The following is a 25810-nucleotide window of genomic DNA, read 5'->3' on the forward strand; positions in this document are numbered from 1 at the left end:
GTTTGCCTATGTTACCATGACTCGCCTCGCGGACGATGAGGAAAATTGGTGCAAAAAGGCGAACATATGAACAAATCCTCCCACTTTATCGATCTCTCCTTGCTGAAAACCCATGCGGCATTTCGCTCGGTGTTTATTGCTCGATTTATCTCGATTGTTGCATTGGGGATGCTGGCCGTCGCGGTGCCGGTGCAAATTCAGCACATGACGCAATCACCGTTGCTGGTGGGATTAGCGGTGACGCTGGCCGCCTCGGGCATGTTTATCGGTCTGTTAACCGGTGGCGTGCTTGCCGATCGCTACGAACGTAAAAAGCTAATACTGATTGCCCGTTCAACCTGTGGTTTAGGTTTCATCGCTCTGGCGATAAATGCGGCGCTACCGCAGCCGTCGCTGATGGCGGTTTATCTGCTGGGATTCTGGGATGGCTTCTTCGGCGCGATTGGCGTCACCGCCTTACTGGCAGCCACACCCGCGCTGGTCGGTCGCGAAAACATTATGCAGGCTGGGGCGATCACCATGTTGACGGTCCGCTTTGGTTCGATTCTCTCCCCTGCGATTGCTGGACTGGTGATCGCGCACGGTGGCGTGGTGTGGAACTACGGTTTGGCCGCGTTCGGCACGCTGTTAACCGTGTTGACGCTGTTAAAGCTGCCGCAATTAGCGCCGCCGCCGCAGCCGCGTGAACATCCGTTGAAGTCACTTGCTGCAGGCATACAGTTCCTGTTTGCCAGCCCGATAGTCGGCATGGTGGCATTGATTGGTGCGCTGGTCACGCTCGCCAGTGCAATACGCGTGCTCTATCCAGCATTGGCTCCACACTGGTCAGTAAGCGCTAACCAATTTGGTATGCTCTATGCTGCCGTGCCCCTCGGAGCCGCAATTGGCGCTTTGACCAGTGGCAAACTTAAGCATGCCGCCCGGCCGGGCCAGCTGGTACTGGGGAGTGCTGTAGCGGCGTTTATCGCGCTGGGATTATTCAGCCTGATGCCCAACTTACTGCTGGCGCTGCTGTGTCTGGTGGCCTTTGGCTATTTCAGCGCTATCAATAGTTTGGTGCAGTACGCGATGATCCAGGCGCTGACGCCAGACCACTTACTGGGGCGTATTAACGGACTGTGGACGGCGCAAAACGTCACCGGTGATGCGATTGGCGCGGCAATGATTGGTGCGATGGGATCATGGTTGCTGCCGCCACAGGCTGCCGCAGTGTTTGGTTTTGCAGCAGCGCTGCTGGGCATCATGATGTGGTTTATGATGGGGCGGTTGCGTCGTTACCACGCGCCAGCCCCGGAGCTGGCGCAACCTTCATCATGATTTAACGAACAGTTTTTCCAGACGCGCCAGCAGATTGCTGGCGCTGTAGTAATCCAGACGGAACGAATCGACACCCAGCGGGAAGACCTGTTTCTGAGTCACCGCTGAATTTTGCGCCAGGAACGGATTACTCAGCACTGACTGCGTGGTTTTCTCGTCAGCGGCGAACAGCAGGAACGTCTTGCCCGTCAGGCCACTGCTCACGTTTTCGCCCGACAGCTGAATGATGTCTTTACGCTGGCCCATACTGTGGCCTTGTTGAATGGAGGCAGGCGGTTCGGCGAGGGTGAAACCCAGCTGTTCTAACAGCTTGCCCTGTGCCGATTCTGCGGTCCATACGTTGACGGCACGACCATCGCCGTTCCACACCATCGCAGAGACCGGTTGTGGCGGCAACGTGATGGCTTTCTTTAAGGCCGCTTCACGGTCGTCAAACGCTTTAACACGCTGTGCGGCCTGAGCTTCATGGCCGGTCGCCTGACCAAGCAGCGTCACCACATCCTGCCAGCTTTTGTCGTCGTAATTGACCACCAAGGTTGGCGCGATAGCGGAAAGCTGGCTGGCAAGTTTGATCGCCGAGTCGTTGCCAGTCGCGCTGACCAGAATCAGATCCGGCGCTTCAGCCGCCACGGCTTCGGCGCTGGGTTCACCAATATAGAGACGTTTAAGATGGCGCTGTTTCGCCACATCGCCCCACTGGCGGAAAAAGCCCTGATCGTCAGCAAGGCGGCTGTTGGGAGCGGTCGCGCCGGAGGCAATAACCGGTGCATCAATCGCCAGCAGCGAGCCGGTGAGCGTCACGCTGGTTGACACAATCCGCTGCGGTTCTTTGTTTAAGGTAATTGAACCATTGACACCCTGAATGGTGCGCGGCCATCCCTGTTCGGCGTTAGCAAGCCCTGTGAAAGTCTGGAAAATAAACAACAGGGCAGACAGGCCCCATAAACCGCATTTATTCATAAGTTTTGGTCCACCTTTTAGCTTATTGCACGGCTTGGCGTTACCTTCCGATTACGCCTAAACATGCGGGAAATCCCGCGAATGGATTGACTCTTTTGTCCAATCGACGTAGGTTACAGGCCCATAATAAAAATGATAATCATTCTTAATAATCTTATCATTTATAGGTGAAAATTATGGTGGAATCATCCATGTTTGAAAATGCCTTATTGAAGGATTTTTCCGCGTTATGCCGTGGGTTCCTTTTTACCTCGCCCTGGCGCAGCCTCGCAACTCAGGGGTGTTATACCACCATCACTGCGCCCGTTGCTGATGCGGCGCTGTTGCAGGGGGATTTTCAACAACAGTTGCGGCAGCATTTCGCGGCGGCTAAAAAACAGGGGATCGACAATCCGATTTTGGTCGGCGCGATCCCGTTTGATGTCAGCCAACCCGCTGCGCTGTTTATCCCTGAGTCTTACCAGACGTTTAACCGCGCCGATCTGCAAAATGCCTTACCCTCAGCCGTGAGTGAACTGCCACAGGTGCGTCGCCGTATGGCGGTGCCCGACCACGATGTCTTCACCCAAATGGTGGCGGATGCCGTATCAGCAACCCAGCGTGGTGATCTCGATAAAGTGGTGCTGTCGCGTTTGATGGATATCGTCACCGAACAACCGGTCGATACTGCCGCACTGATGCAGCGCGTGATTGCCCAGAACCCCAACAGCTATCACTTCCATCTGCCGCTGCCGCAAGGCGGAGCACTGGTGGGCGCCAGCCCAGAACTAATGCTGCGTAAACAGGGGCGTGATTTTAGCTCATGTCCACTGGCGGGTTCTGCTCGCCGTCATCATGACGATAGCCAGCAAGATCGTGCGGCGGGCAATACGCTGATGGACTCTGGCAAAGATCGTCACGAACACAAGCTGGTCACCGATGCGATGCGTGACACACTGCAGCCGCGTAGCCGACTATTATCGGTGCCGACCGTGCCCTCACTGATCACCACCGCGACCTTATGGCACCTCGCGACGCAAATCGACGGCGAAGTGCAGGATGAGCGTGAGAATGCGCTGTCGCTTGCCTGCTTGTTGCACCCCACGCCAGCCTTGAGTGGCTTCCCACACCAGCGTGCCCAACAGCTGATTCAGCAGTTGGAACCTTTTGATCGTCAACTGTTTGGCGGCATCGTCGGCTGGTGTGACAGTGAAGGTAATGGCGAGTGGGTGGTGACGATTCGTTGCGGCACGGTGCACGGTGCGCGGGTACGTCTGTTTGCCGGAGCCGGCATCGTGGCCGACTCCCAACCTGAATCAGAATGGCGCGAAACCGGCGTGAAGCTGGACACCATGTTGCGCGCATTTGGACTGCAATAAAGGAAAGATGATGAGCATTCCCTATACCCGTTGGCCAGATGACTTAGCCACACGCTACCGCGAAAAAGGCTATTGGCTCGATGTCCCCATGACCGACATTTTGGCGCGTCACAAAGACAACGATGCGATTGCGGTCATCGACGGTGACCGTCAGATCAGCTATCGCCAACTGGATACGTTGAGCGACAACCTCGCGGCGGCCTTACTGCGCCGTGGTTTGCAACAGGGCGACACCGCATTAGTCCAGCTGGGCAACGTTGCGGAGTTCTATGTCACGGTCTTCGCCTTGTTTAAGCTCGGTGTGGCGTCTGTGTTCGCGCTGTATAGCCATCAGCGTACTGAACTCACCGCCTACGCATCACAGATTCAACCCAAGCTGCTGATTGCCGATCGCAGCCATGCACTGTTTGCCGACGATAATTTTATCGGCGCACTCTGTGCTGCGCAGCCTTCACTTCAGCAGGTGATCCTGCGTAACGATAATCAGCCAGAAAATACCCTTGAAGCGTTGATGGCCGAAGAAGCGGGCGATTATCTGGCCACGCCAACCGCAGCCGATGAAGTGGCATTTTTCCAGCTCTCAGGTGGTAGCACTGGCACGCCGAAGTTGATTCCGCGCACGCATAACGACTACTACTACAGTATTCGTGCCAGCGACGATATCTGCGAAGTCACGGCTGATACGCGCTATTTGATTGCCCTGCCTGCACCACACAACTTTGCGATGAGTTCGCCTGGGTCACTCGGCGTGTTCTATGCAGGTGGTCAGGTGATCCTCGCCGCCGATCCCAGCGCGACACTCTGTTTCCCGTTGATTGAGCAACATAAGGTGACCGATACCGGTTTAGTGCCACCCGCCGTCAGCCTGTGGCTGCAAGCCATTCAGGAATGGGGCAGCAACAAGCAGCTGGCATCACTGCAACGTATTCAGGTGGGGGGTGCTAAATTAGGTGAGACTCTGGCGCGTCGCATTCAGACCGAAATTGGCTGCCGGTTACAGCAGGTGTTTGGCATGGCAGAGGGCCTGGTGAATTACACCCGCTTTGGCGATGACGAGCAAACCATTCTGACCACGCAGGGCCGCCCTATTTCTGAAGACGATGAAGTCTGGGTAGCCGATGAACAGGGTAATCCACTGCCCACCGGCAGTATCGGACGCCTGATGACGCGAGGCCCTTATACCTTCCGCGGCTACTACAATAGCCCGGAGCATAACGCCTCCAGCTTCGATGCCAACGGGTTTTACTGCTCCGGCGATCTCATCGAGATCAATGCCCAAGGCTACATTACCGTTCAGGGCCGCGAGAAAGATCAGATCAACCGTGGTGGCGAAAAGATCGCGGCAGAAGAGATCGAAAACCTGCTGCAACGTCATCCTGATGTGATCCACGCTGCGCTGGTGTCGATGAATGATGAACTGATGGGCGAAAAGAGCTGCGCCTTTATTGTCGCCAGCCAGCCGATCAAAGCGGTGGCACTTCGCCGCCATTTGCGTGAACTTGGCGTGGCCGAGTTTAAGTTACCCGATCGTATTACCTGCGTAGATGCCCTGCCGCTGACCCCCGTCGGCAAGGTGGATAAAAAACGTTTACGCCAACAGCTTGCTGACCAACAAGCGCAAGCCTGACCTGTTCCGGAGATTGTAATGGCTATTCCAAAACTGAATTCTTACGCGCTGCCAGCGGCAGCTGAACTGCCAACCAACAAGGTGAAATGGACCGTTGAGCCGCAGCGTGCTGCTTTACTCATCCATGATATGCAGGCTTACTTCCTGAACTTTTGGGGTGAGAACAGCCCGCTGATCGATCAAGTGGTCGAGAATATCGCTCGCCTGCGCGCCTACTGCAAAGCGCAGGGCATTCCGGTGTTTTACACCGCACAGCCGAACGAACAGAGTGATGCCGATCGCGCGCTGCTCAACGACATGTGGGGACCTGGCCTGAATAAACACCCAGAGCAGCAGAAGATCGTGGATGCACTGGCACCGGATCAGGACGATCAGGTCCTGACAAAATGGCGCTACAGCGCCTTTGTGCGCTCACCGCTGGAGTCGATCCTGCAAGAGATGGGCCGCGATCAGCTGATCATTACCGGCGTCTATGCCCATATCGGCTGCCTGACTACGGCGACGGATGCCTTCATGCGTAACATCCAGCCGTTTATGGTGGCGGATGCGCTGGCCGACTTCAGCCGTGAAGAGCATATGATGGCGCTGACTTATACCGCAGGACGCAGCGGTAAAGTGGTGATGACCGCCGATCTGATGCCGCTTCCGTTGAGCAAAGATGACCTGCGCGCACTGATCCTGCCACTGCTGGAAGATGACGATGTGCCAGAAGATGACGAAAACCTAATCGATTACGGTCTTGATTCCGTGCGTGTGATGGCGCTGGCCGCCCGCTGGCGCCAGGTCCATAACGATATCGATTTCGTCAGTCTGGCGAAAAACCCGAGCATCGATGGTTGGTGGGCGCTGCTGTCACGGGTGCCGAACAAATGAGTGCTTCCTTCGATTTCAGCGGAAAGATCGTTTGGGTAACCGGCGCGGGTAAAGGGATTGGCTACCACACCGCACTGGCATTCCATCAGGCTGGTGCACAGGTGATCGGCTTCGATCTGCGTTTCGATCAAGCGGATTATCCGTTTACCACTCAGGTGATGGATGTCGCGAATGCAGCGGAAGTCAAAGCCGTGTGCCAGCGCCTGCTGGCCGATCAGCCACATCTTGACGTGTTAGTGAACGGTGCGGGGATTCTGCGCATCGGTAGCACCGAAGAGTTGGCGTTTGAAGACTGGCAAGCCTGCCTGGCCGTCAATGCCGGTGGTGCCTTCAACATGTTCCAGCAGACGTTGCCGGTATTCCGTCAGCAGCGCGCGGGCGCCATCGTGACCATTGCCTCTAACGCGGCGCATGCGCCACGTTTAGGCATGTCGGCGTATGGCGCTTCTAAAGCGGCGCTGCGCAGCCTGTGCCTCACCGTCGGCCTGGAAATGGCACCGCTGGGCGTCCGCTGCAACATTGTCTCGCCAGGCTCTACTGACACCGATATGCAGCGCAGCTTGTGGCATACGCCGGAAGCCGAACAAGAGATGATCAATGGCTTCCAGGATCAGTACAAGCTGGGGATCCCACTGCGTAAAATCGCCAAACCACAAGAGATCGTGAACAACATCCTGTTCCTGGCCTCGGATCTTGCCAGCCACGTGGTGCTGCAGGATATTGTGGTCGACGGTGGCGCAACGCTGGGATCCTGACATGGCAATCTGGAAAAAAACGATCGATCTGTCCACGTTAAATACGCTGGGCGATAACTCGCTGGTAGCACACGTCGGTATTGTGTTCACGGTGATCGGCGACGATTACCTTGAAGCCACCATGCCGGTGGATGCCCGCACACAGCAGCCATTTGGTCTGTTGCACGGCGGTGCGTCGGTGGTGCTGGCAGAGTCAATGGGATCGATTGCGGGTTATCTGAGCGTGGAAGAAGGTAAAAGCGTGGTAGGGATCGAGGTCAGTGCCAGTCATCATCGCGCGGTGAGCAGCGGTGAAGTGCGGGGCATTTGCCGCCCCCTGCATTTGGGCGCACGCAATCAGAGCTGGGAGATTGAGATCCGCAATGGTCGCGATCAGCTGTGCTGTACGTCACGCCTGACGGTGGCGGTGTTGGGGTAGTCCTGAGTGGTCGGATGCCCTCACCCTAACCCTCTCCCACGGGGAGAGGGGATGGATCGAGCGCAGTAGCAGATGATTACACACACAGCACCCATCATAAAAAAGCGGCCATCTGGCCGCTTTTTTACTGTGCGATTAACGCTGGTAAATGATTTCGACGCCTTCGTCGTCCTCTTCGTCCCAGTCGTCATCCCAGTCTTCGTCTTCTTCCACTTCCTGAGCGTTTTCCATGGCTTCACGGTGATAGTCATCCCACATGAAGGCCACTTTCTCCGGCTCTTTGGCTTCTTCTTCGGCTTCTTTCGGGTTCTCAATGATGAAGGTCATCACATCCCAGCAAAGATCTTTCACGCCATCATGGCTGGCCGCAGAAATCAGATAGTATTTATCTTCCCAGCCTAATGCTTCCACAACCGCTTTAGCGCGGGTTTCCGCTTCTTCAGGGCTCAGTAGGTCACATTTGTTAAACACCAGCCAGCGAGGCTTCTGGAACAGCTTAGCGCTGTATTTCTCCAGCTCACCCAGAATGATGCGGGCGTTTTCCACCGGATCAGATTCATCGATTGGCGCGAGGTCGATCAGGTGCAGCAATACGCGGCAGCGCTCAAGGTGCTTCAGGAAGCGAATGCCGAGACCTGCACCATCCGCAGCGCCTTCAATCAGACCAGGGATGTCGGCCACCACAAAGCTCTTTTCGCTGTCCATACGCACAACGCCAAGGCTTGGGACCAGCGTAGTGAACGGATAATCCGCCACTTTAGGTTTGGCCGCCGAAACAGAACGAATAAAGGTCGATTTACCCGCATTTGGCAAACCGAGCATACCCACGTCGGCCAGCAGCATCAGCTCCAGCTGCAGGTCACGTTTCTCACCCGGGGTACCCATGGTCTTTTGACGCGGGCTACGGTTCACCGAAGATTTGAAACGGGTGTTACCGAGGCCGTGCCAGCCGCCTTTAGCAACCATCAGCTTCTGCTCATGGCGCGTCATATCACCCAGCGTTTCGCCGGTGCCCTGGTCAATGACACGTGTGCCGACCGGGACTTTAACGATGATATCTTTTCCGCGTTTACCGGTGCAGTCACGGCTCTGACCATTCTGGCCACGTTCGGCTCGGAAAGATTTCTCGAAGCGATAATCGATCAGGGTGTTAAGGTTTTCATCGGCGAGCAGATAAACGTCACCGCCGTCACCGCCGTCGCCGCCATCCGGGCCGCCACGAGGAATGTATTTTTCGCGGCGGAAGCTGACGCAACCATTACCGCCGTCACCTGCCACCGCAAGGATCGTCGCTTCATCAACAAACTTCATTTTCTTTCTCCGTCACGCTGTCGTTCGCAGCAGTTATGGCGCTACAAACGGGTCCGCCAGGGTCTTCTGCGCTGACCGGCGGCGGATAATACAAGATAGGCAAAACCATGTGTACAGTAATTGTACAGCAAACTGCGCGGTAAGGTCAGAGGGAATCCCGCAACCTGCGGCAGAATGTAAAAAGCCCCGCAAAGCTGCGGGGCCTTCCATTCGTGTGTTCAGACGTTAACCGTCTGCGGCACAACAACCTTATTCAGCAACGATGCTGATGTACTTACGGTTGTTTGGACCTTTAACTTCGAATTGTACTTTGCCGTCTGCGGTAGCAAACAGGGTGTGGTCACGACCACAACCTACATTGGTACCTGCGTGGAATTTAGTGCCACGCTGACGAACGATGATGCTACCTGCCAGAACAGATTCACCACCGAAACGCTTAACACCCAGACGTTTTGCATTGGAGTCGCGACCGTTACGAGTCGAGCCACCAGCCTTTTTATGTGCCATTTGTCAGATCTCCTCTTACGCGCCGATCACAGTGATTTTCACATCAGTGAACCACTGACGGTGACCAGCTTGCTTACGGTAGTGTTTACGACGACGAAACTTAACGATCTTAATTTTCTCGCCACGACCGTGAGCAACAACTTCTGCCTTGATCACACCGCCTGATACCAGTGGCGCGCCGATTTTCACGTCTTCGCCATTTGCAATCATCAGAACCTGGTCGAACTCAATAGTTTCGCCGGTTGCGATGTCCAGCTTTTCCAAGCGAACGGTCTGACCTTCGCTTACTCGGTGTTGTTTACCACCACTTTGGAAAACCGCGTACATATAAAACTCCGCTTCTGCGCATGCCTTTCTATTCATCAGGCGGCGCGATAAATATTCACAATAGGGCGCGAATTCTACGCAAATCTCCAGGAGAAGACAAGAGCACTTTGCACTCTCTTGCAGAAAAAAAGCGCAGAACGAATGCAAATGTTTCTAAGCCCGATTTTTCAAGTACAATCAGTAACAGATTACCTGAACTCACGCTGTGTAAAAGCGCTTACCATGCAAAAAACGAGTCAAAGCTGAACAGACGAATGAACTTAGAACAGATTAATGAATTAACCGCCCAGGACATGGCGGCCGTCAACCAGACCATCCTCGACCAGCTGAATTCGGAAGTCTCACTGATCAATCAGTTGGGCTATTACATCATCAGCGGGGGTGGCAAACGCATCCGTCCGATGATCGCTGTGCTGTCTGCACGCGCGCTGAATTATCAAGGATCGCTGCATATCACCAACGCGGCGCTGATCGAATTTATCCATACCGCCACGTTGCTACATGACGATGTGGTGGATGAATCCGATATGCGCCGTGGCAAAGCCACCGCTAACGCTGCGTTCGGTAACGCCGCCAGCGTGCTGGTCGGCGATTTTATTTACACCCGCGCTTTCCAGATGATGACCAGCATGGGATCGTTAAAGATCCTCGCGCTGATGTCTGAAGCGGTTAACGTGATCGCGGAAGGCGAAGTGCTGCAGTTAATGAACTGCAACGATCCTGATATCACCGAAGAGAGCTACATGCGCGTGATATACAGTAAAACCGCGCGCCTGTTTGAAGCGGCATCACAAGCCTCAGCGATTCTGGCCGAAGCCACGCCTCAGCAAGAAAAAGCGCTTCAGGATTATGGACGCTATCTGGGCACCGCTTTCCAGTTAATTGACGATTTACTCGATTACAGTGCCGACGGCGAAACCCTGGGAAAAAACACGGGCGATGACCTGAGCGAAGGCAAACCCACGCTGCCACTGTTACATGCGATGCATAACGGCACGCCTGAGCAGGCACAGATGATCCGTAAGGCGATTGAAGAAGGCAATGGCCGTCATTTGCTGGAGCCCGTTTTGGCCGCCATGCAGCAGACCGGTTCGCTGGAATGGACGCGCAGACGTGCAGAAGAGGAAGCGGACAAAGCTATCGCTGCCCTGCAAGCGCTGCCAGAAACACCTTGGCGCAGCGCGCTCGAGGCCTTGGCTCACATGTCGGTACAGCGCGATTTCTGATGATCACAGCGGGGTGTCACAGCCCCGTTAATCTTCCCCCTTCCCTGTTTTTTCCTGCCCTCCCCTTACATTTGTTGCAGTACATTTGCGAAACAATGCGCAGTTTCATGTTGCTGCATGACATTTACTGGAAACTTACGGAAATTATTTGCTATAAACACTCTGTTTTTTCCAAATATCTCTGTAATGGAAGCGCAAATGCGGCAGAGATAAGTCATAACATGGACAAGGAGCAGAAGGTTATGAAAGCAAGGAAACAGGATTGGCACCCGGCAGATATCATCGCGGCACTGCGTAAGAAAGGCACTTCAATGGCCGAACTGTCGCGTAATTCAGGGCTTAACTCTTCGACACTGTCGAACGCGTTATCCCGGCCCTGGCCCAAGGGAGAATGGCTGATCGCCAATGAGATCGGCGTCCATCCTGCAGAGATCTGGCCCAGTCGCTACTACGATCCCGTCACTTCACGCCTGTTGGATCGCAAGAAGCGCATACGATCCATCAAGGATCCTCACGATATTTGAGATCCCTAAAACAAAAAAACCAGCCACGTGACCGTGACTGGTTTCTACTCAAGCCGTTGGCTTACATCATTCGCCGCTGACGCGCTCGATATTTGCGCCCATGGCTTTCAGCTTATCTTCGATATGCTCATAACCGCGGTCGATGTGATAAATACGATCAACCAGCGTAGAACCCTCGGCGATACAACCTGCCAGTACCAGGCTCGCTGAAGCACGCAAATCGGTCGCCATCACCTGTGCGCCCGACAGGGTTTCAACCCCATGGCAAATCGCAGTGTTGCTTTCGATTTCCGCATGTCCGCCCATACGAATCAGCTCAGGGATGTGCATGAAACGGTTTTCGAAGATGGTTTCCGTGATCACACCGGTCCCTTCCGCCACCATGTTCAGCAAGGTGAACTGTGCCTGCATGTCAGTTGGGAAGCCCGGATGTGGCGCCGTGCGGATGTTAACCGCTTTCGGGCGCTTGCCGTGCATGTCGAGGCTGATCCAGTCTTCACCGGTTTCGATCTCCGCACCGGCATCACGCAGTTTAGCCAGCACTGCATCCAGGGTATCGGGCTGCGCTTTATGGCAAATCACCTTGCCACGTGAGATCGCTGCCGCCACCAGGAAGGTACCGGTTTCGATACGGTCTGGCAGTACGCGGTACACACCGCCACCCAGGCGCTCAACGCCCTCGATGGTGATTTTATCGGTGCCCGCACCACTGATTTTTGCGCCCAGCGTGTTGAGGAAGTTTGCCGTATCGACAATCTCTGGCTCGCGCGCGGCATTCTCAATGATGGTGATGCCCGTCGCCAACGTGGCTGCACTCATAATGGTCACAGTCGCGCCTACGCTGACTTTATCCATCACAATGTGCGCGCCCTTCAGACGGCCATTAACGGAAGCTTTGACGTAACCTTCTTCCAGTTTAATTTCCGCACCCAGCTGCTCAAGGCCAGTAATATGCAGATCAACCGGACGTGCGCCAATCGCACAGCCGCCAGGCAGTGAAACCTGCCCCTGACCAAAACGCGCAACCAGTGGGCCCAGCGCCCAAATCGAGGCGCGCATGGTTTTCACCAGGTCATAAGGCGCGCTGAAGACATTAACTTCGCGAGCATCAACATGAACCGAACCATTACGTTCCACGCGTGCGCCCAGCAGGCTCAGCAGCTTCATGGTGGTATCGATATCACGCAGCTTCGGCACGTTCTGAATCTCTACCGGCTCTTCTGCCAGCAGCGCAGCAAACAGAATCGGCAGCGCAGCATTCTTCGCCCCGGAAATGGTCACTTCACCACTTAAACGGGTGGGGCCTTGCACACGAAATTTGTCCATTAACGGCTCTCAATTATCTATCAACAAAACAGCCCGTGCGACGCTTAGAAACCGTTAAGTTTACGGTCACGCGCCCACTCAGCTGGGGTATAAGTTTTAATGGAAACCGCATGAATACGGTTATCCGCAATGTATTCCATCAGCGGCGCATACACAGCCTGCTGTTTCTTCACACGGCTCAATTCACCGAACATCTCACCGACCGCGATCACCTGAAAATGGCTGCCATCGTTGCTGAGTACGTGTACTTCATCTAATGCTAATGCCTGCATCAGCACGGCCTGAACTTCACTATTTTCCATCGCTCATTGCTTCACTTAATAATAATAAGGCGGATATCTTAGAGGAAAGCGCCAGACTCTTAAATACGCAAAAGCCCCCGAAAATACCAGGGGCTTTAACGCTTTAAGACAAAATCAGGCGATTTTTTCCGCAGAAACAATAATCTGCTGCAAGTTATACAGCGTGATTAATGACTGGAGTTTGTCGTTGATACCGGTGAAAACCGGTGCACTGCCTTGCGCTCGCGCAATTTCACGCAGATGAACCAACAGCGCTAAACCGGCTGAATCGACACGTTTCAACCCGGCAACATCAATGGTGGCGATATCGACCATCGCGGTGTCACGCTCCTGCCATAGTGCCAGTAACGTGTCACGATCCAGCTTGCCGCTTAAGGCCAGCGTGCTGGCAGAACGCTGCCAGCGTAACGGTTCACTCATTATTGCTGTTTATCCAGGGTAATGGGTTGAGCGGCATAGGTTTTCAACTGCGCGGTCAAACCGTCGATGCCTTTGGTGCGCAGTAAATCACTCCACTCATTTTGCTTGGTGGTGATCATACTGATGCCTTCGGCCACCATGTCATAAGCCTGCCAGTTACCGGTTTGGCTATTTTTACGCCACTGGAAATCCAGGCGCACAGGTGGGCGTCCGTTAGGATCAAGGATGGTAACGCGAATCGCCACGATGTTGGCATCGCCAATTGGCTGTGGTTGCTGAATCTGGTAGGTCTGCCCATGATAGAGCGCCAGCGCCTGACCGTATGCCTGTGCCAAATAGTCACCGAAAGCAGTGAAGTAGGCCTCACGTTGTGCTGGGGTCGCTTCGCGGTAATAACGACCCAGCACTAAAGCACCGGCATATTTGATTTGTACATACGGCAGTAACTCCTGACGCACCACTTCGCGCAGATAGTTCGGGTCCTGCTTAATCTTAGGCTGTTCGTTTTTCAGGCGGGTAAAGGTTTTCGCCGCCGCGTCGTTCATTTGCTTGTAAGGATCGCTCTGATCCGCCGCATTCGCCGCCAGGGGCACAATGGCCAGCATGGCAATCATCAGAAATCGTTTAAACATCGTGTTTACCCTCTCTTATTCCGTGGTAGCAGGTGCTGCTGAAGCAGGAGCACTCTCCGTGTCCTGCTTTTGGTTATCGTTTTTATTGTCGCCGCTCTTATAGAGGAACTGACCGATCAAATCTTCCAGCACCAGTGCAGATTTGGTATCGCGCAGGGTACCGCCATCTTTGAGCATGGATGAACCGAGTTCAGGATCGTCAAAACCTAAATTTAACGCAAGGAACTGCTCACCGAGCAAGCCTTGTGTGCGGATCGCCAGCGAACTGGTATCAGGAATTTTATCGGCATAGGCATCGCTGATATCCATGGTGACACGCGGCGATAAGGTTTTATCATCCAGCGAAATATCCGTGACGCGGCCAATCACCACGCCGCCTATTTTCACCGGCGAGCTGACTTTCAGGCCGCCGATATTGTCGAAGGTCGCGTAGAGCTTCCAGGTCGGTTCGGTGCCGAGTGACTTAAGATCGGCCACGCGCAGACTCAGGAACAGCAGCGCAATCAGTGCCGCCAGCATAAAGACGCCTACCCAGATTTCGTTTTTCTTGCTTTGCATTGCATCAATTCCCAAACATCAGTGCTGTCAGCACAAAATCCAAACCGAGTACCGCTAATGAAGCATGCACTACGGTGCGCGTTGTCGCCCGACTGATCCCTTCGGAAGTCGGGATGGCGTCATAGCCATTGAACAGCGCAATCCAGGTTACCGTGACGGCAAAGACCGCGCTTTTGATTATGCAGTTGATGACATCGCTGCGGAAATCCACCGCATTCTGCATCGCAGACCAGAAGAAGCCCGGATCGATGCCCTTCCAGCTCACGCCCACCAGCGCCCCGCCAGCGATGCCCACCGCCGTGAAAATGAGCGTGAGCAGCGGCATGCTGATAAAGCCGGCCCAGAAACGCGGTGACACCACACGGCGCAGCGGATCAACCGCCATCATTTCCATACTGGAGAGCTGTTCAGTGGCTTTCATCAGACCAATTTCTGCGGTTAACGCTGAACCCGCCCGTCCGGCAAACAGCAAGGCCGTCACCACCGGGCCAAGTTCACGTAACAACGAAAGCGAAACCAGCATGCCAAGACTGGTCTCGGCGCTGTAGGTGGTGAGTACCAGGTAGCCTTGCAAACCTAGCACCATGCCAATAAACAAGCCGGAAACCACAATGATCAGCAGTGAGAGCACGCCGACGCTGTACAACTGTTTCACCAGTAATGGCGCGTGCCGACGAAAAGCCGGTTTCCCCACCAGCGCGTGAAACAGCATCAAGCCTGCACGGCCAAACGCCGCACAAGTGTTAATTCCCTGTCGTCCGAGTGACGCCAGTGCCTTTAGCAACATCAGTTTAGGTTCTCCCTGCGCGGGTCAGATCGCTGAGGTAATCCCCGGCAGCGAAGCGGAATGGCACTGGGCCATCCGCATGACCCTCAATAAACTGGCGCACGCGCGGATCGGCATTTTCCCGAAGTTCCGGCGCACTGCCCTGGGCAATAATTTTTTGCCCGGCAACAATATAGGCATGATCGGCAATGCTCAAGACCTCTGGCACGTCGTGTGAAACCACGATGCAGGTCACGCCTAACGCATGATTCAACTCATCGATCAATTTAACCAGTACGCCCATGGTAATCGGATCCTGGCCAACAAAGGGCTCATCGAACATGATGAGATCCGGTTCCAGTGCGATAGATCGCGCTAACGCCGCGCGGCGTGCCATACCGCCTGACAGCTCAGCGGGCATTAATTTGGCTGCGCCACGCAGGCCCACCGCCTCAAGCTTCATCATTACCGTACTGTGCAGTAATTCTGGGGGTAACTGCGTGTGCTCACGCAGCGGCCAGGCGACGTTATCAAAGACGTTGAGATCGGTGAAAAGTGCCCCCGACTGAAACAACATGCTCATCTTTTTACGCACTTCATACAATTTCGTGCGGGAAAGCGTCGGGATGTTCTGATCGCGGAACCAGATCTCACCTTTGTCCGGCTGCAACTGCCCGCCAATCAGGCGCAACAGCGTGGTTTTACCAATGCCGGACGGCCCCATAATCGCAGTCACTTTACCTGCGGGCACCGTGAGCGAGATGTCGTCGAAGATGACACGATCTCCGCGCGTAAAGCTGACGCCACGAACCTCAACCAGATTCGTTTGCTGCTGGACCATCATTACCTCTTTATGCGGATCGGGCGTTATCAAAGTCGTGGATGGTAGCCTGGTAGGCCACAATGCACGATAGTTTTACAGAAACTTACCCGTTAGGTGTGGCGAAAACGGCCTTAAAATTTACTTTTGCCTCTCAGACAGTCAAAATCAGCGCCTGTTTCCGCGCGCGCAATGTTTTTACCTGTCGGACAAGGTTTGCCGACACACATATCCATCAAGGATTTTTCATGTTCGTAGCCACTGCCCTGCTGTTTATTGGATTGATTTTACTGGCTTACGGCGCTGACCGTCTGGTATTCAGTGCCGCGATCCTGTGTCGATCCTTCGGCATCCCACCGTTAATCATCGGCATGACGGTAGTGAGCATTGGCACATCGTTACCCGAATTGATCGTCTCCTTCTCGGCAGCACAACACGGTCAGATGGACTTAGCGGTGGGCACTGCCCTCGGCTCAAACATCACCAATATCCTGTTAATACTCGGCGGTGCGGCACTTTTGCACCCTTTGACGGTGCATTCCAATCTGATTCGCCGCGAACTCCCCTTGATGCTACTGGTCTCACTGCTAAGCGGCATCATGCTGTTTGATAATCATCTTAGTCGACTGGATGGGGCAGCACTGCTGCTTATCGCGCTGGGCTATTTGGTGATTGCGATTCGCATCGCCCGCCGCGCGGAGCGTGATAACAACGATACGTTAACGCGTGAGCAACTGGCTGAACTCCCGCGCGATGAAGTCGGCAATACCGTGGCCTTTCTGTGGCTGGCGGTGGCACTGATAATTTTACCGATGTCGACCCGTATGGTGATCGACAATGCCACCGTGTTTGCCGACTACTTTGGTGTCAGTGAGCTGGTGATGGGTCTGACGCTGATTGCGGTGGGCACCAGCTTGCCAGAGCTCGCCACCGTCGTGGCAGGCGCACTAAAAGGTGAAGACGATATCGCCATCGGTAACCTGATTGGCGCGAACATTTTTAATCTGGCGATCGTACTGGGCCTGCCTGCACTGATTCATCCCGGCAGCATTGATGCGCATGCTTTTGCGCGGGATTACTGGGTGATGCTGGGCGTGAGCGTGCTGTTCGCCCTGCTCTGCCTGCTGCGCAAGCGCCGTATTGGTCGTGTGGCCGGCACGCTTCTGTTAGGTGGATTTATCGCGTGGGTGCTGTGGCTGTGGCTCAGCCCTGCGCTTATCTCAAGTTATTAAGGACGGACTGACCATGTCACATCAGCAACCGGATTTTGATTACCAGCAGGCGGGCAAAGCGGTTCTGCGCATCGAACGTGAAGGACTTGAGCAACTCGATCAGTATATTAACGCCGACTTTAGCCGCGCCTGCGAGATGATTATTGCCTGCCGCGGTAAAGTGGTGGTGATGGGAATGGGTAAATCCGGGCATATTGGTGCGAAAATGGCGGCAACCTTCGCCAGTACCGGCACCTCGTCGTTCTTTGTTCACCCAGGTGAGGCCAGCCATGGTGACCTCGGGATGGTCACACCAAATGATGTGGTGATTGCTATCTCGAATAGCGGCGAGTCGAATGAGATCCTCGCCCTGATTCCAGTGCTGAAGCGCCAGAAAGTGCCACTCATCTGCCTCACCAGCCGCCCAGAAAGCGCGATGGGGCGTGCCGCAGATGTGCATTTGTGCGTGAAAGTGCCACAGGAAGCCTGTCCGCTGGGATTAGCGCCGACTTCCAGCACGACCGCAACGCTGGTGATGGGGGATGCACTCGCCGTAGCACTGCTGGAAGCGCGCGGTTTTACTCAGGAAGATTTTGCATTGTCACATCCCGGCGGTGCCCTCGGCCGCAAGCTTCTGCTGCATGTCAGCGACATCATGCACAGCGGTGATGAGATCCCTCACGTGAGCCGTGATGCCTCGCTGCGTGATGCGTTGCTGGAAATCACGCGTAAAAATCTTGGGCTGACGGTGATCGTTGATGACCTGATGAAAATTGAGGGCATCTTCACCGATGGTGACTTACGCCGCATCTTCGATATGGGCATCGATTTTCAGTCCGCCAGTATTCAGGATGTGATGACGCGCGGTGGGATTCGTGTGCGCCCCAATATGCTGGCGGTGGATGCGCTTAACTTAATGCAAAACAAAAACATCACTGCAGTGCTGGTCGCCGATGACGATCGTCTTCTTGGTGTGGTACATATGCATGACATGCTGCGCGCTGGCGTAGTTTGAACAGGAACAAATAATGAGTGTTGAATCCACAATGGTTGATACCTGCTACGGTCCGGTCAGTGCCGATGTTATGGCGCGCGCGGCTAAGATTCGCCTGCTAATTTGTGATGTTGATGGCGTGATGTCAGATGGTGTCATTTACATGGGCAACAGCGGTGAAGAGTTGAAGGCGTTTAACGTGCGCGATGGCTACGGCATCCGCTGCCTGCTGACCTCAGACGTCGAAGTGGCTATTATAACCGGCCGTAAAGCGAAACTGCTGGAGGACCGCTGCCAGACGTTGGGCATTACGCATCTTTACCAGGGACAATCTGATAAGCTTTTGGCGTGGCGCGAACTCCTGGATAAACTGTCTTTATCTGCCGATCAGGTTGCCTATATTGGCGACGACTTAATCGACTGGCCCGTGATGGCACAAGCCGGCTTAAGTGTGGCCGTGGCCGATGCCCATCCGGTTTTACTGCCACGTGCAAACTACGTGACACGTATCGCTGGCGGTCGGGGTGCGGTGCGTGAATTGTGCGATTTGATCTTGATGGCGCAGAACAAATTTGAGGATGCCAAAGGGCAATCAGTATGAGTAAGAGCAGGCGTTGGATAACGCTGATTCTGGCCTTGATCGCCGTGGTGCTGATCGGCTGGAATCTCACCAACCAGGATGACAGCAAAGCGCCGGTGGCAACGAATACCCAAGAGCCAACCTACACCAGCGAAAAATCTCACTCTGTGGTTTATAACCCCACGGGGGCGTTAGCCTATAAACTGATCTCGGATAAAGTCACCTACTTTGCGGCCGATGAAGTTAGCTGGTTCGAAAATCCAGTGGCGACCACTTATGATGAAAACAAAGTGCCGACCTGGACCATACGCGCGGATAAGGCAAAGCTGACCAAAGATCGTATGCTTTACCTTTACGGCCACGTTGAAGTGAATACGCTGACCCAGGATTCACAGCTTGAGCGCATCATCACCGATACCGCTCAGGTTAATCTGGTCACCCAGGATGTGACATCTGACGATCAGGTCACCCTATTTGGCCGCAGTTTTAATTCCACTGGCATGAAGATGCGCGGCAATTTACGAACAAAAAATGCCCAGCTGCTTGAAAAGGTCAAAACTTCCTATGAAATCCAAAATGAAAAAAAATAGCCTCAAGTTGTTGCTGGTAAGTGCACTGCTGGCCACCAGCCTGCCTGCGCTGGCCTTGACAGGTGATTCAGACAAACCCGTCAATATCGATTCCGTTAACCAGTCGCTGGATCTACAAGGCAACGTGGCGACCTTCACCGGCAATGTCATCGTTACCCAAGGTTCAATCAAGATCACCGCTGACAAAGTGGTGGTCACGCGTCCAGGTGGCGACAGCAAAAAAACCATCGTCGATGCTTACGGGGCTCCCGCGACCTTCTATCAAATGCAAGACAACGGCAAACCGGTTCAGGGGCACGCTTCAAAGCTGCACTATGAGCTGGCGAACGATTTCGTTGAGCTGACGGGCAACGCCTTCATTCAGCAGCTGGACAGCAATATCAAAGGCGATCGCATCACCTATCTGGTCAAAGAACAGAAAATGCAGGCTTATAGCCAAGGTGAAAGCAAACGCGTGACCACCGTGCTGGTGCCGTCGCAGCTGCAAGACAAAAACGGCTCAACTGCGAGCCCAAAAAAGAGTAACTGATCGCTATGGCCACATTAGTCGCTGAAAATTTGGCGAAAGCCTATAAAGGCCGCCGCGTGGTGGAAGACGTCAGCCTGCAGGTAAAATCAGGTGAAATTGTTGGCCTGCTCGGCCCGAACGGTGCCGGCAAAACCACCACGTTTTATATGGTCGTGGGCATTGTTCCGCGCGATGCTGGCCGTATTGTCATTGATGATGAAGATATCAGTATCCTGCCACTGCATGCGCGCGCACGTCGCGGTATCGGCTATCTGCCTCAGGAAGCTTCGATCTTCCGCCGCCTGAGCGTGTATGACAACTTAATGGCCGTACTGCAGATTCGCGATGATTTAACGGAAGAACAGCGTCAGGATCGTGCAAACGAGCTGATGGAAGAGTTCCATATCGAACACCTGCGCGACAGCCTGGGTCAGGCGCTCTCAGGGGGTGAACGACGTCGTGTGGAAATCGCACGGGCGTTGGCGGCCAACCCGAAATTTATCCTGCTGGATGAACCTTTTGCCGGTGTTGACCCCATCTCCGTTATTGATATTAAGAAAATCATCGAACATCTGCGTGACAGCGGCCTTGGCGTGCTGATTACCGACCACAACGTGCGTGAAACCCTCGCCGTGTGTGAACGCGCTTACATCGTCAGCCAGGGGCATTTGATTGCACATGGCACCCCTGATGAAATTCTTGCAGATGAGCAGGTTAAGCGTGTTTATTTGGGCGAAGAGTTCAGACTCTGATAAGGTGTCGGAATACCCGACATTTGCTTAGGAAATTCTGGCCGGATTATGAAGCAAGGTTTGCAACTCAGGTTCAGCCAACAGCTGGCAATGACCCCACAGTTGCAGCAGGCCATTCGTCTGCTGCAACTCTCGACGCTTGAACTCCAGCAGGAACTGCAACTGGCGCTGGAAAGCAATCCGCTGCTTGAGCAAACTGATCTGCATGAAGAAGTCGATGCGCGTGAACATCAGGAAAGTGATGCGTTAGATACACGCGAAGCGCTCGAACAGAAAGAGATGCCGGAAGAGTTACCGCTCGACGCCACCTGGGATGAGATCTATACCGCAGGCACGCCTTCTGGCACCGGTACGGATTATCAGGATGATGAGCTGCCGGTTTATCAGGGCGAAACCACCCAGTCACTGCAGGATTACCTGATGTGGCAGGTGGAGTTAACGCCGTTCACGGATACCGATCGCGCCATTGCCACCTCGATTGTTGATGCCATCGACGAAACCGGTTATCTCACAGTCAGCGTTCAGGACATTTGCGACAGTATTGGCGACGAAGAGCTGACGCTGGAAGAAGTCGAAGCCGTGCTTAAGCGCGTCCAGCGTTTCGATCCCGTGGGTGTCGGCGCACGTGACTTGCGTGATTGCCTGCTGGTGCAACTCTCGCAGTATGCTTCAGATACGCCGATGCTGGCTGAAGCGCGCCTGATCGTCAGTGAACATCTGGACCTGCTGGCCAACCACGATTTCCGCAGCCTGATGCGCGTCACACGCCTGAAAGAAGATGTGTTGAAAGACGCCATGCTGCTGATTCAGTCGCTTGATCCCCGCCCCGGCCAGTCGGTAAACACCAGTGAACCCGAATATGTCATTCCAGACGTACTGGTTCGCAAGAACGGTGCGCGCTGGACGGTCGATCTCAACTCGGACAGCCTGCCACGTCTGAAGATTAATCAGCACTATGCCGCAATGGGCGGTTCGACGCGCAATGACAGCGATAGCCAGTTTATCCGCAGCAATTTACAAGAAGCCAAGTGGCTGATTAAAAGCCTCGAGAGCCGCAACGATACCTTGCTCAAAGTGACTCGCTGTATCGTTGAGCAACAGCAGGCGTTCTTTGAACAGGGTGAAGAGTACATGCGCCCGATGGTGTTGGCGGATATCGCGCAGGCCGTCGATATGCATGAATCCACGATTTCTCGCGTGACCACGCAAAAGTACTTACATAGCCCGCGTGGCATTTTCGAACTGAAATATTTTTTCTCCAGCCACGTCAACACCGAGGGCGGTGGCGAAGCCTCTTCCACGGCGATTCGTGCGCTGGTGAAAAAATTGATTGCCGCGGAAAATCCCGCAAAACCCTTGAGCGACAGCAAACTCACCTCCATGTTATCCGATCAGGGCATCATGGTGGCGCGACGTACGGTTGCTAAATATCGCGAGTCTTTGTCTATACCGCCATCAAACCAGCGTAAACAGCTGGTTTGACCGAATGAGGAAAGAAGACCTATGCAGCTAAACCTAACCGGACTGAATGTTGAGATTACCGAGCCACTGCGTGAATTTGTAAACAGCAAATTTGCCAAACTAGAACACTACTTTGATCGTATCAATCAGGTTTATATTGTTCTAAAAGTGGAGAAGGTGACGCAGATTGCGGATGCAACACTGCACGTCAACGGCGGGGAGCTGCACGCCACAGCGGAAGCGGAAGACATGTACGCGGCCATCGACGGGTTAATCGATAAGCTTTCCCGTCAGCTGACCAAACATAAAGACAAACTGAAAAAACACTAACCTTCATGCTTGCAGAGTGCCGATCGGTCTGGCACTCAGAGCACAAATGGGGCGGGATGACCGCCCCGTTTTGTCATCTGCGCAAGCGCCAACGGGGAACTCGCCATTGCGGTATAAATGGCGTTACCCTTATGGCTATGTGAACTCGCAAGTGAAACGATGATGAACAACGATCTGACACTGGAATTGAGCTCGGTCCTCACACTGGACTGTACCCGTAGCGGCGTACACTGCCAGAGTAAAAAACGCGCGCTGGAAATTATCAGCGAGCTGGCAGCGAAGCAGCTCAATCTGCCGCACCAGACGCTTTTCGAAGCCATTCTGACCCGTGAGCGCATGGGCAGTACCGGCATTGGTAACGGCATCGCTATTCCACATGGCAAGCTGGAGGAGGATACGCTGCGTGCTGTTGGCGTGTTTATCAGCCTCGACCAGCCGATTGCCTTCGATGCCGTCGATAACCAGCCGGTTGACCTGCTGTTTGCCCTGCTGGTGCCTGCAGACCAGTGTAAAACCCATCTGCATACGCTGTCGCTGGTCGCGAAACGCCTGGCGGACAAAACCGTCTGCCGCCGTTTACGCGCCGCACAGAGTGATGAAGAGCTCTATGCGATTATCACAGAAGCTCAGGAAGAACACTCTTAAGCGACAGACACTTTTACCGGCGTTATCGCCGGTTTAAAACGGGAGAATTGTGATGGTGCTGATGATCGTTAGCGGTCGGTCAGGCTCAGGAAAGTCGGTTGCACTACGCGCCCTTGAGGACATGGGGTTCTACTGTGTTGATAATCTGCCGGTGGTATTGCTGCCGGAGCTGGCGAACACCTTAACGGAGCGCAACATTTCGGCTGCAGTCAGCATTGATGTACGCAACATGCCTGAATCACCCGAAGTATTCGAAACGGCTCTCAACAATCTGCCTGAGTCGTTCTCTCCGCAACTGCTGTTCCTGGATGCCGATCGCAATACTTTGATCCGCCGTTACAGCGATACGCGCCGCCTGCATCCCCTCTCCAGCAAAAATCTGTCGCTGGAAAGTGCCATCGATGAAGAGAGCGATCTGCTGGAGCCATTGCGATCGCGTGCTGATTTGATCATCGACACTTCCGAGATGTCGGTACACGAGCTGGCAGAGATGCTGCGTACGCGCCTGCTGGGCAAGCGCGAGCGTGAATTGACCATGGTGTTTGAATCCTTTGGATTTAAACACGGCATTCCGATTGATGCAGATTACGTGTTCGATGTGCGTTTCTTACCGAACCCGCACTGGGATCCTAAACTGCGTCCGATGACGGGTCTGGATCGCCCCGTCGCCGCCTTCCTGGATCGTCATACCGAAGTGCATAACTTCATCTACCAAACGCGCAGCTATCTGGAACTGTGGCTGCCGATGCTGGAAACCAACAACCGCAGCTACCTGACCGTAGCGATTGGCTGTACGGGTGGTAAACACCGTTCAGTGTATATCGCTGAGCAACTGGCGGATTACTTCCGTTCACGCGGTAAAAATGTGCAGTCTCGTCATCGCACTCTGGAAAAACGCAAATCATGACCGTGAAGCAAACCGTTGAGATTCGAAATAAGCTGGGTATGCACGCCCGCCCGGCCATGAAGCTGTTTGAGTTGGTACAGAGTTTTGATGCTGAAGTGCTGCTGCGTAACGAGGCGGGAACGGAAGCCGAGGCCAGCAGTGTGATTGCATTGCTGATGCTGGACTCGGCAAAAGGCGGTCATATTGAGATTGAGGCCAGCGGACCAGAAGAAGTCCAGGCGCTGGCAGCCGTCATTGAGCTGTTTGAAGCGGGCTTTGACGAGGACTAGAAGCGATTAATGCAGCTTGTAGCGTTCAAGGAAGCCTTCGCCTCCAAGCTGTCGCATCTGTCGCATGATCCACTGCTGACGCATACGGACATACCCTGAAGGCGCATCCGCGCGGAAGCGAATAGGATTAGGTAACACCGCCGCCAGCAGCGCGGCTTCAGAGATCGTCAGGCGACTGGCGGGTTTATGAAAGTAGCGCTGCGAAGCCTCTTCCACACCAAACACACCGTTGCCAAACTCTGCGATATTCAGGTACACCGTCAAAATACGGCGTTTAGTCCAGACGGTTTCAATGCCCACCGTCAGCCCCGCTTCCAGGCCTTTACGCACCCAACTGCGGCCATCCCATAAAAACAGGTTTTTAGCGGTCTGCTGAGACAAGGTGGAGGCGCCGCGCATCCGTTCGCCACCTTCGTTATCCAATACTTGTTGAATCGCGTCGACATCAAACCCCCAATGTTCCGGGAATTTCTGATCTTCAGAGGCAATCACCGCCAGTGCCATCCACGGGGAGATATCATCCATCCCCACCCAATCGGAATGGGCGACATAATCAAAGCGGCCACTCATCCAGGCCCCAAGCTGACGCTCTACCATCACCGCTGAAAACGGTACAGGCAGGAAGGCAAAGATCACAATTCCTGCGAGCCAAACCCCAAGCCAAGCCAGTAGCACTTTTACTACCAGCACTTTAATGCGTTGCCCCAGTTTCCCTTTACTCTTACTCATGCAATTTTCTCTTACCTGTTCCCTGAGTTAATCAATCACTCAAGTCACGATTTCATATATCTGCGATTCAAGCCTAACCTTTATCCCTCATTGCCAGTCACTTAGAAGGAAAGTTATTACCTGCGCAACCATCGTTCCTCTATTAGAGCCAATTACATCAAGCACTTCCGCCAACAAGGAATCGGTTCCATGGTGAAAAAACCATCAGAATCATTACCATCAAACACTTAAACTGATGTGATTAAGATCACAATTAAACTTTCACAATACTTAACATTAAACTTTCAATGCATTTGAATATGTTCATTGATAAGCAAGACCATTCTGAAAAACGTGGCGAAAATAGCATCGCCAACTCAGTCAACCTCCTGCTTTGAGGTAAAGCACCTCACCTTCATTTTGGTTTACATTACGACGTTAAACCCTAAACTGGAACTTTCTAAAGAGGGTTTCCAAAACGTTTTGGATAACCCGCCAAAAACCTCATTTTTCTTGTCTAATATCAGCATGTTAAGCTTATTTAACTGCGATTTTTTAGCGGAAGAAGATTTTCAACGCTGCCTACAGGCTTTTCCTGCTTCTGGCTGAAGGAAATCCAGGCAAAAAGCAGAACATTTGGTCAAAAATAGTGCAATACGGCAAAGAAATTAATTCCTTACTTGACTGTGTCAGCAAATTAATGTTTTCTGTATTTAAACGCTGCTCAACATCACACAATTTAATGAATCTTGTCACAAGCGTTGGCGAATTTGTTAAGGTGATTTTGAAGCGTCATCCAATACCAAACTGTTGCTGATTTAATCGACC

31 protein-coding genes are annotated in these 25810 nt (G+C 53.7%); 19 read left to right on the plus strand and 12 right to left on the minus strand.

The window, feature by feature from the left end:
• The first annotated feature begins 66 nt into the window (after nucleotides 1-66).
• Nucleotides 67-1317, plus strand: a complete 1251-nt coding sequence (entS, locus tag QMZ30_RS06925; RefSeq protein ID WP_283226826.1) for an enterobactin transporter EntS — start codon at nucleotides 67-69, stop codon at nucleotides 1315-1317.
• On the opposite strand, the gene fepB is transcribed toward entS, so the two are convergent.
• Nucleotides 1312-2277, minus strand: coding sequence for a Fe2+-enterobactin ABC transporter substrate-binding protein (gene fepB, locus QMZ30_RS06930; protein WP_283226827.1), 966 nt, complete (start codon nucleotides 2275-2277; stop codon nucleotides 1312-1314). The two genes, entS and fepB, sit on opposite strands and share 6 nt — an antisense overlap.
• Before the next feature lie 176 nt (nucleotides 2278-2453).
• On the opposite strand from fepB, the gene QMZ30_RS06935 reads away from it, so the two are divergent.
• Genes QMZ30_RS06935 through QMZ30_RS06955 form a run of 5 tightly spaced genes read left to right on the plus strand, consistent with a single transcriptional unit; the run spans nucleotide 2454 to nucleotide 7308 of the window.
• Nucleotides 2454-3635, plus strand: a complete 1182-nt coding sequence (locus tag QMZ30_RS06935) for an isochorismate synthase (RefSeq protein WP_283226828.1) — start codon at nucleotides 2454-2456, stop codon at nucleotides 3633-3635.
• A gap of 10 nt (nucleotides 3636-3645) precedes the next feature.
• Nucleotides 3646-5262 (plus strand): (2,3-dihydroxybenzoyl)adenylate synthase, encoded by a 1617-nt coding sequence (locus QMZ30_RS06940; protein ID WP_283226829.1) that lies wholly within the window; start codon nucleotides 3646-3648, stop codon nucleotides 5260-5262.
• Between the two features lie 18 nt (nucleotides 5263-5280).
• Nucleotides 5281-6135 (plus strand): isochorismatase family protein, encoded by an 855-nt coding sequence (locus tag QMZ30_RS06945; RefSeq protein WP_039327525.1) that lies wholly within the window; start codon nucleotides 5281-5283, stop codon nucleotides 6133-6135.
• Nucleotides 6132-6890, plus strand: a complete 759-nt coding sequence (gene dhbA, locus QMZ30_RS06950; RefSeq protein ID WP_283226830.1) for a 2,3-dihydro-2,3-dihydroxybenzoate dehydrogenase — start codon at nucleotides 6132-6134, stop codon at nucleotides 6888-6890. The genes QMZ30_RS06945 and dhbA overlap by 4 nt, the downstream gene beginning before the upstream one ends.
• A gap of 1 nt (nucleotide 6891) precedes the next feature.
• Nucleotides 6892-7308 carry a hotdog fold thioesterase gene (locus QMZ30_RS06955; protein ID WP_039327521.1) on the plus strand — a complete coding sequence of 139 codons (417 nt, stop codon included), beginning with the start codon at nucleotides 6892-6894 and terminating at the stop codon, nucleotides 7306-7308.
• Between the two features lie 135 nt (nucleotides 7309-7443).
• Here QMZ30_RS06955 and cgtA read toward each other — a convergent pair whose 3' ends face one another.
• The 3 genes from cgtA to rplU form a co-directional block, all read right to left on the minus strand.
• Nucleotides 7444-8619 (minus strand): Obg family GTPase CgtA, encoded by a 1176-nt coding sequence (gene cgtA / locus QMZ30_RS06960; RefSeq protein ID WP_039327519.1) that lies wholly within the window; start codon nucleotides 8617-8619, stop codon nucleotides 7444-7446.
• A gap of 249 nt (nucleotides 8620-8868) precedes the next feature.
• Nucleotides 8869-9126, minus strand: a complete 258-nt coding sequence (rpmA, locus tag QMZ30_RS06965; RefSeq protein ID WP_003851093.1) for a 50S ribosomal protein L27 — start codon at nucleotides 9124-9126, stop codon at nucleotides 8869-8871.
• Nucleotides 9127-9141: 15 nt separating this feature from the next.
• Nucleotides 9142-9453, minus strand: coding sequence for a 50S ribosomal protein L21 (rplU, locus tag QMZ30_RS06970; protein WP_007886644.1), 312 nt, complete (start codon nucleotides 9451-9453; stop codon nucleotides 9142-9144).
• Between the two features lie 254 nt (nucleotides 9454-9707).
• Between rplU and ispB the strand changes: the two genes are divergently transcribed.
• Together ispB and QMZ30_RS06980 are read left to right on the plus strand one after the other, a co-directional pair.
• Nucleotides 9708-10679, plus strand: a complete 972-nt coding sequence (ispB, locus tag QMZ30_RS06975; RefSeq protein ID WP_283226831.1) for an octaprenyl diphosphate synthase — start codon at nucleotides 9708-9710, stop codon at nucleotides 10677-10679.
• A gap of 242 nt (nucleotides 10680-10921) precedes the next feature.
• The gene (locus tag QMZ30_RS06980) at nucleotides 10922-11203 is read left to right on the plus strand and encodes a helix-turn-helix domain-containing protein (RefSeq protein WP_283226860.1); all 282 of its coding nucleotides are present in this window, start codon (nucleotides 10922-10924) and stop codon (nucleotides 11201-11203) included.
• A gap of 66 nt (nucleotides 11204-11269) precedes the next feature.
• Here QMZ30_RS06980 and murA read toward each other — a convergent pair whose 3' ends face one another.
• The 7 genes from murA to mlaF all read right to left on the minus strand — a co-directional run bounded on the left by murA (nucleotide 11270) and on the right by mlaF (nucleotide 16048).
• Entirely contained in the window at nucleotides 11270-12529 is a 1260-nt protein-coding gene (murA, locus tag QMZ30_RS06985; protein WP_283226832.1) for a UDP-N-acetylglucosamine 1-carboxyvinyltransferase, read from the minus strand.
• 44 nt (nucleotides 12530-12573) lie between these two features.
• Nucleotides 12574-12831, minus strand: coding sequence for a BolA family iron metabolism protein IbaG (gene ibaG, locus QMZ30_RS06990; RefSeq protein ID WP_017349599.1), 258 nt, complete (start codon nucleotides 12829-12831; stop codon nucleotides 12574-12576).
• Nucleotides 12832-12945: 114 nt separating this feature from the next.
• A complete protein-coding gene (mlaB, locus tag QMZ30_RS06995) occupies nucleotides 12946-13251 on the minus strand; it encodes a lipid asymmetry maintenance protein MlaB (RefSeq protein ID WP_283226833.1) in 306 nt (101 codons plus the stop codon).
• On the minus strand, nucleotides 13251-13883 hold the full coding sequence (gene mlaC / locus QMZ30_RS07000) for a phospholipid-binding protein MlaC (RefSeq protein ID WP_039327491.1): 633 nt from the start codon (nucleotides 13881-13883) through the stop codon (nucleotides 13251-13253). The genes mlaB and mlaC overlap by 1 nt, the downstream gene beginning before the upstream one ends.
• Nucleotides 13884-13898: 15 nt before the next feature.
• Nucleotides 13899-14441 (minus strand): outer membrane lipid asymmetry maintenance protein MlaD, encoded by a 543-nt coding sequence (gene mlaD / locus QMZ30_RS07005; RefSeq protein WP_039327488.1) that lies wholly within the window; start codon nucleotides 14439-14441, stop codon nucleotides 13899-13901.
• 4 nt (nucleotides 14442-14445) lie between these two features.
• Entirely contained in the window at nucleotides 14446-15228 is a 783-nt protein-coding gene (mlaE, locus tag QMZ30_RS07010; protein ID WP_283226834.1) for a lipid asymmetry maintenance ABC transporter permease subunit MlaE, read from the minus strand.
• A gap of 4 nt (nucleotides 15229-15232) precedes the next feature.
• The gene (mlaF, locus tag QMZ30_RS07015; protein ID WP_058973829.1) at nucleotides 15233-16048 is read right to left on the minus strand and encodes a phospholipid ABC transporter ATP-binding protein MlaF; all 816 of its coding nucleotides are present in this window, start codon (nucleotides 16046-16048) and stop codon (nucleotides 15233-15235) included.
• Nucleotides 16049-16275: 227 nt separating this feature from the next.
• Here mlaF and QMZ30_RS07020 point away from each other — a divergent pair, with 227 nt between their 5' ends.
• The 11 genes from QMZ30_RS07020 (at nucleotide 16276) to npr (ending at nucleotide 24274) form a co-directional block, all read left to right on the plus strand.
• Nucleotides 16276-17259 (plus strand): calcium/sodium antiporter, encoded by a 984-nt coding sequence (locus QMZ30_RS07020; protein WP_039327481.1) that lies wholly within the window; start codon nucleotides 16276-16278, stop codon nucleotides 17257-17259.
• 13 nt (nucleotides 17260-17272) lie between these two features.
• Nucleotides 17273-18253, plus strand: a complete 981-nt coding sequence (gene kdsD / locus QMZ30_RS07025; protein WP_039327479.1) for an arabinose-5-phosphate isomerase KdsD — start codon at nucleotides 17273-17275, stop codon at nucleotides 18251-18253.
• 13 nt (nucleotides 18254-18266) lie between these two features.
• Entirely contained in the window at nucleotides 18267-18833 is a 567-nt protein-coding gene (gene kdsC / locus QMZ30_RS07030) for a 3-deoxy-manno-octulosonate-8-phosphatase KdsC (protein WP_039327477.1), read from the plus strand.
• A complete protein-coding gene (gene lptC, locus QMZ30_RS07035; protein ID WP_039327475.1) occupies nucleotides 18830-19402 on the plus strand; it encodes an LPS export ABC transporter periplasmic protein LptC in 573 nt (190 codons plus the stop codon). Before kdsC ends, lptC begins: the two co-directional genes overlap by 4 nt.
• Entirely contained in the window at nucleotides 19377-19931 is a 555-nt protein-coding gene (gene lptA, locus QMZ30_RS07040) for a lipopolysaccharide ABC transporter substrate-binding protein LptA (protein ID WP_283226835.1), read from the plus strand. Before lptC ends, lptA begins: the two co-directional genes overlap by 26 nt.
• A gap of 5 nt (nucleotides 19932-19936) precedes the next feature.
• Nucleotides 19937-20662 (plus strand): LPS export ABC transporter ATP-binding protein, encoded by a 726-nt coding sequence (gene lptB / locus QMZ30_RS07045; RefSeq protein WP_283226836.1) that lies wholly within the window; start codon nucleotides 19937-19939, stop codon nucleotides 20660-20662.
• A 48-nt stretch (nucleotides 20663-20710) separates the two neighbouring features.
• Nucleotides 20711-22144 carry an RNA polymerase factor sigma-54 gene (gene rpoN / locus QMZ30_RS07050; RefSeq protein WP_283226837.1) on the plus strand — a complete coding sequence of 478 codons (1434 nt, stop codon included), beginning with the start codon at nucleotides 20711-20713 and terminating at the stop codon, nucleotides 22142-22144.
• A gap of 21 nt (nucleotides 22145-22165) precedes the next feature.
• Nucleotides 22166-22453 carry a ribosome hibernation promoting factor gene (hpf, locus tag QMZ30_RS07055; RefSeq protein WP_039327466.1) on the plus strand — a complete coding sequence of 96 codons (288 nt, stop codon included), beginning with the start codon at nucleotides 22166-22168 and terminating at the stop codon, nucleotides 22451-22453.
• A 162-nt stretch (nucleotides 22454-22615) separates the two neighbouring features.
• A complete protein-coding gene (ptsN, locus tag QMZ30_RS07060; protein WP_197063293.1) occupies nucleotides 22616-23098 on the plus strand; it encodes a PTS IIA-like nitrogen regulatory protein PtsN in 483 nt (160 codons plus the stop codon).
• A 52-nt stretch (nucleotides 23099-23150) separates the two neighbouring features.
• A complete protein-coding gene (rapZ, locus tag QMZ30_RS07065) occupies nucleotides 23151-24005 on the plus strand; it encodes an RNase adapter RapZ (protein WP_039327464.1) in 855 nt (284 codons plus the stop codon).
• Nucleotides 24002-24274, plus strand: coding sequence for a PTS phosphocarrier protein NPr (gene npr, locus QMZ30_RS07070; RefSeq protein WP_039327462.1), 273 nt, complete (start codon nucleotides 24002-24004; stop codon nucleotides 24272-24274). Before rapZ ends, npr begins: the two co-directional genes overlap by 4 nt.
• Before the next feature lie 6 nt (nucleotides 24275-24280).
• Here npr and mtgA read toward each other — a convergent pair whose 3' ends face one another.
• Nucleotides 24281-25003, minus strand: coding sequence for a monofunctional biosynthetic peptidoglycan transglycosylase (mtgA, locus tag QMZ30_RS07075; RefSeq protein ID WP_283226838.1), 723 nt, complete (start codon nucleotides 25001-25003; stop codon nucleotides 24281-24283).
• Nucleotides 25004-25810 lie beyond the last annotated feature (807 nt).

It is taken from the genome of Pantoea sp. EA-12 (assembly GCF_030053355.1).
GTDB lineage: Bacteria > Pseudomonadota > Gammaproteobacteria > Enterobacterales > Enterobacteriaceae > Pantoea > Pantoea vagans_C.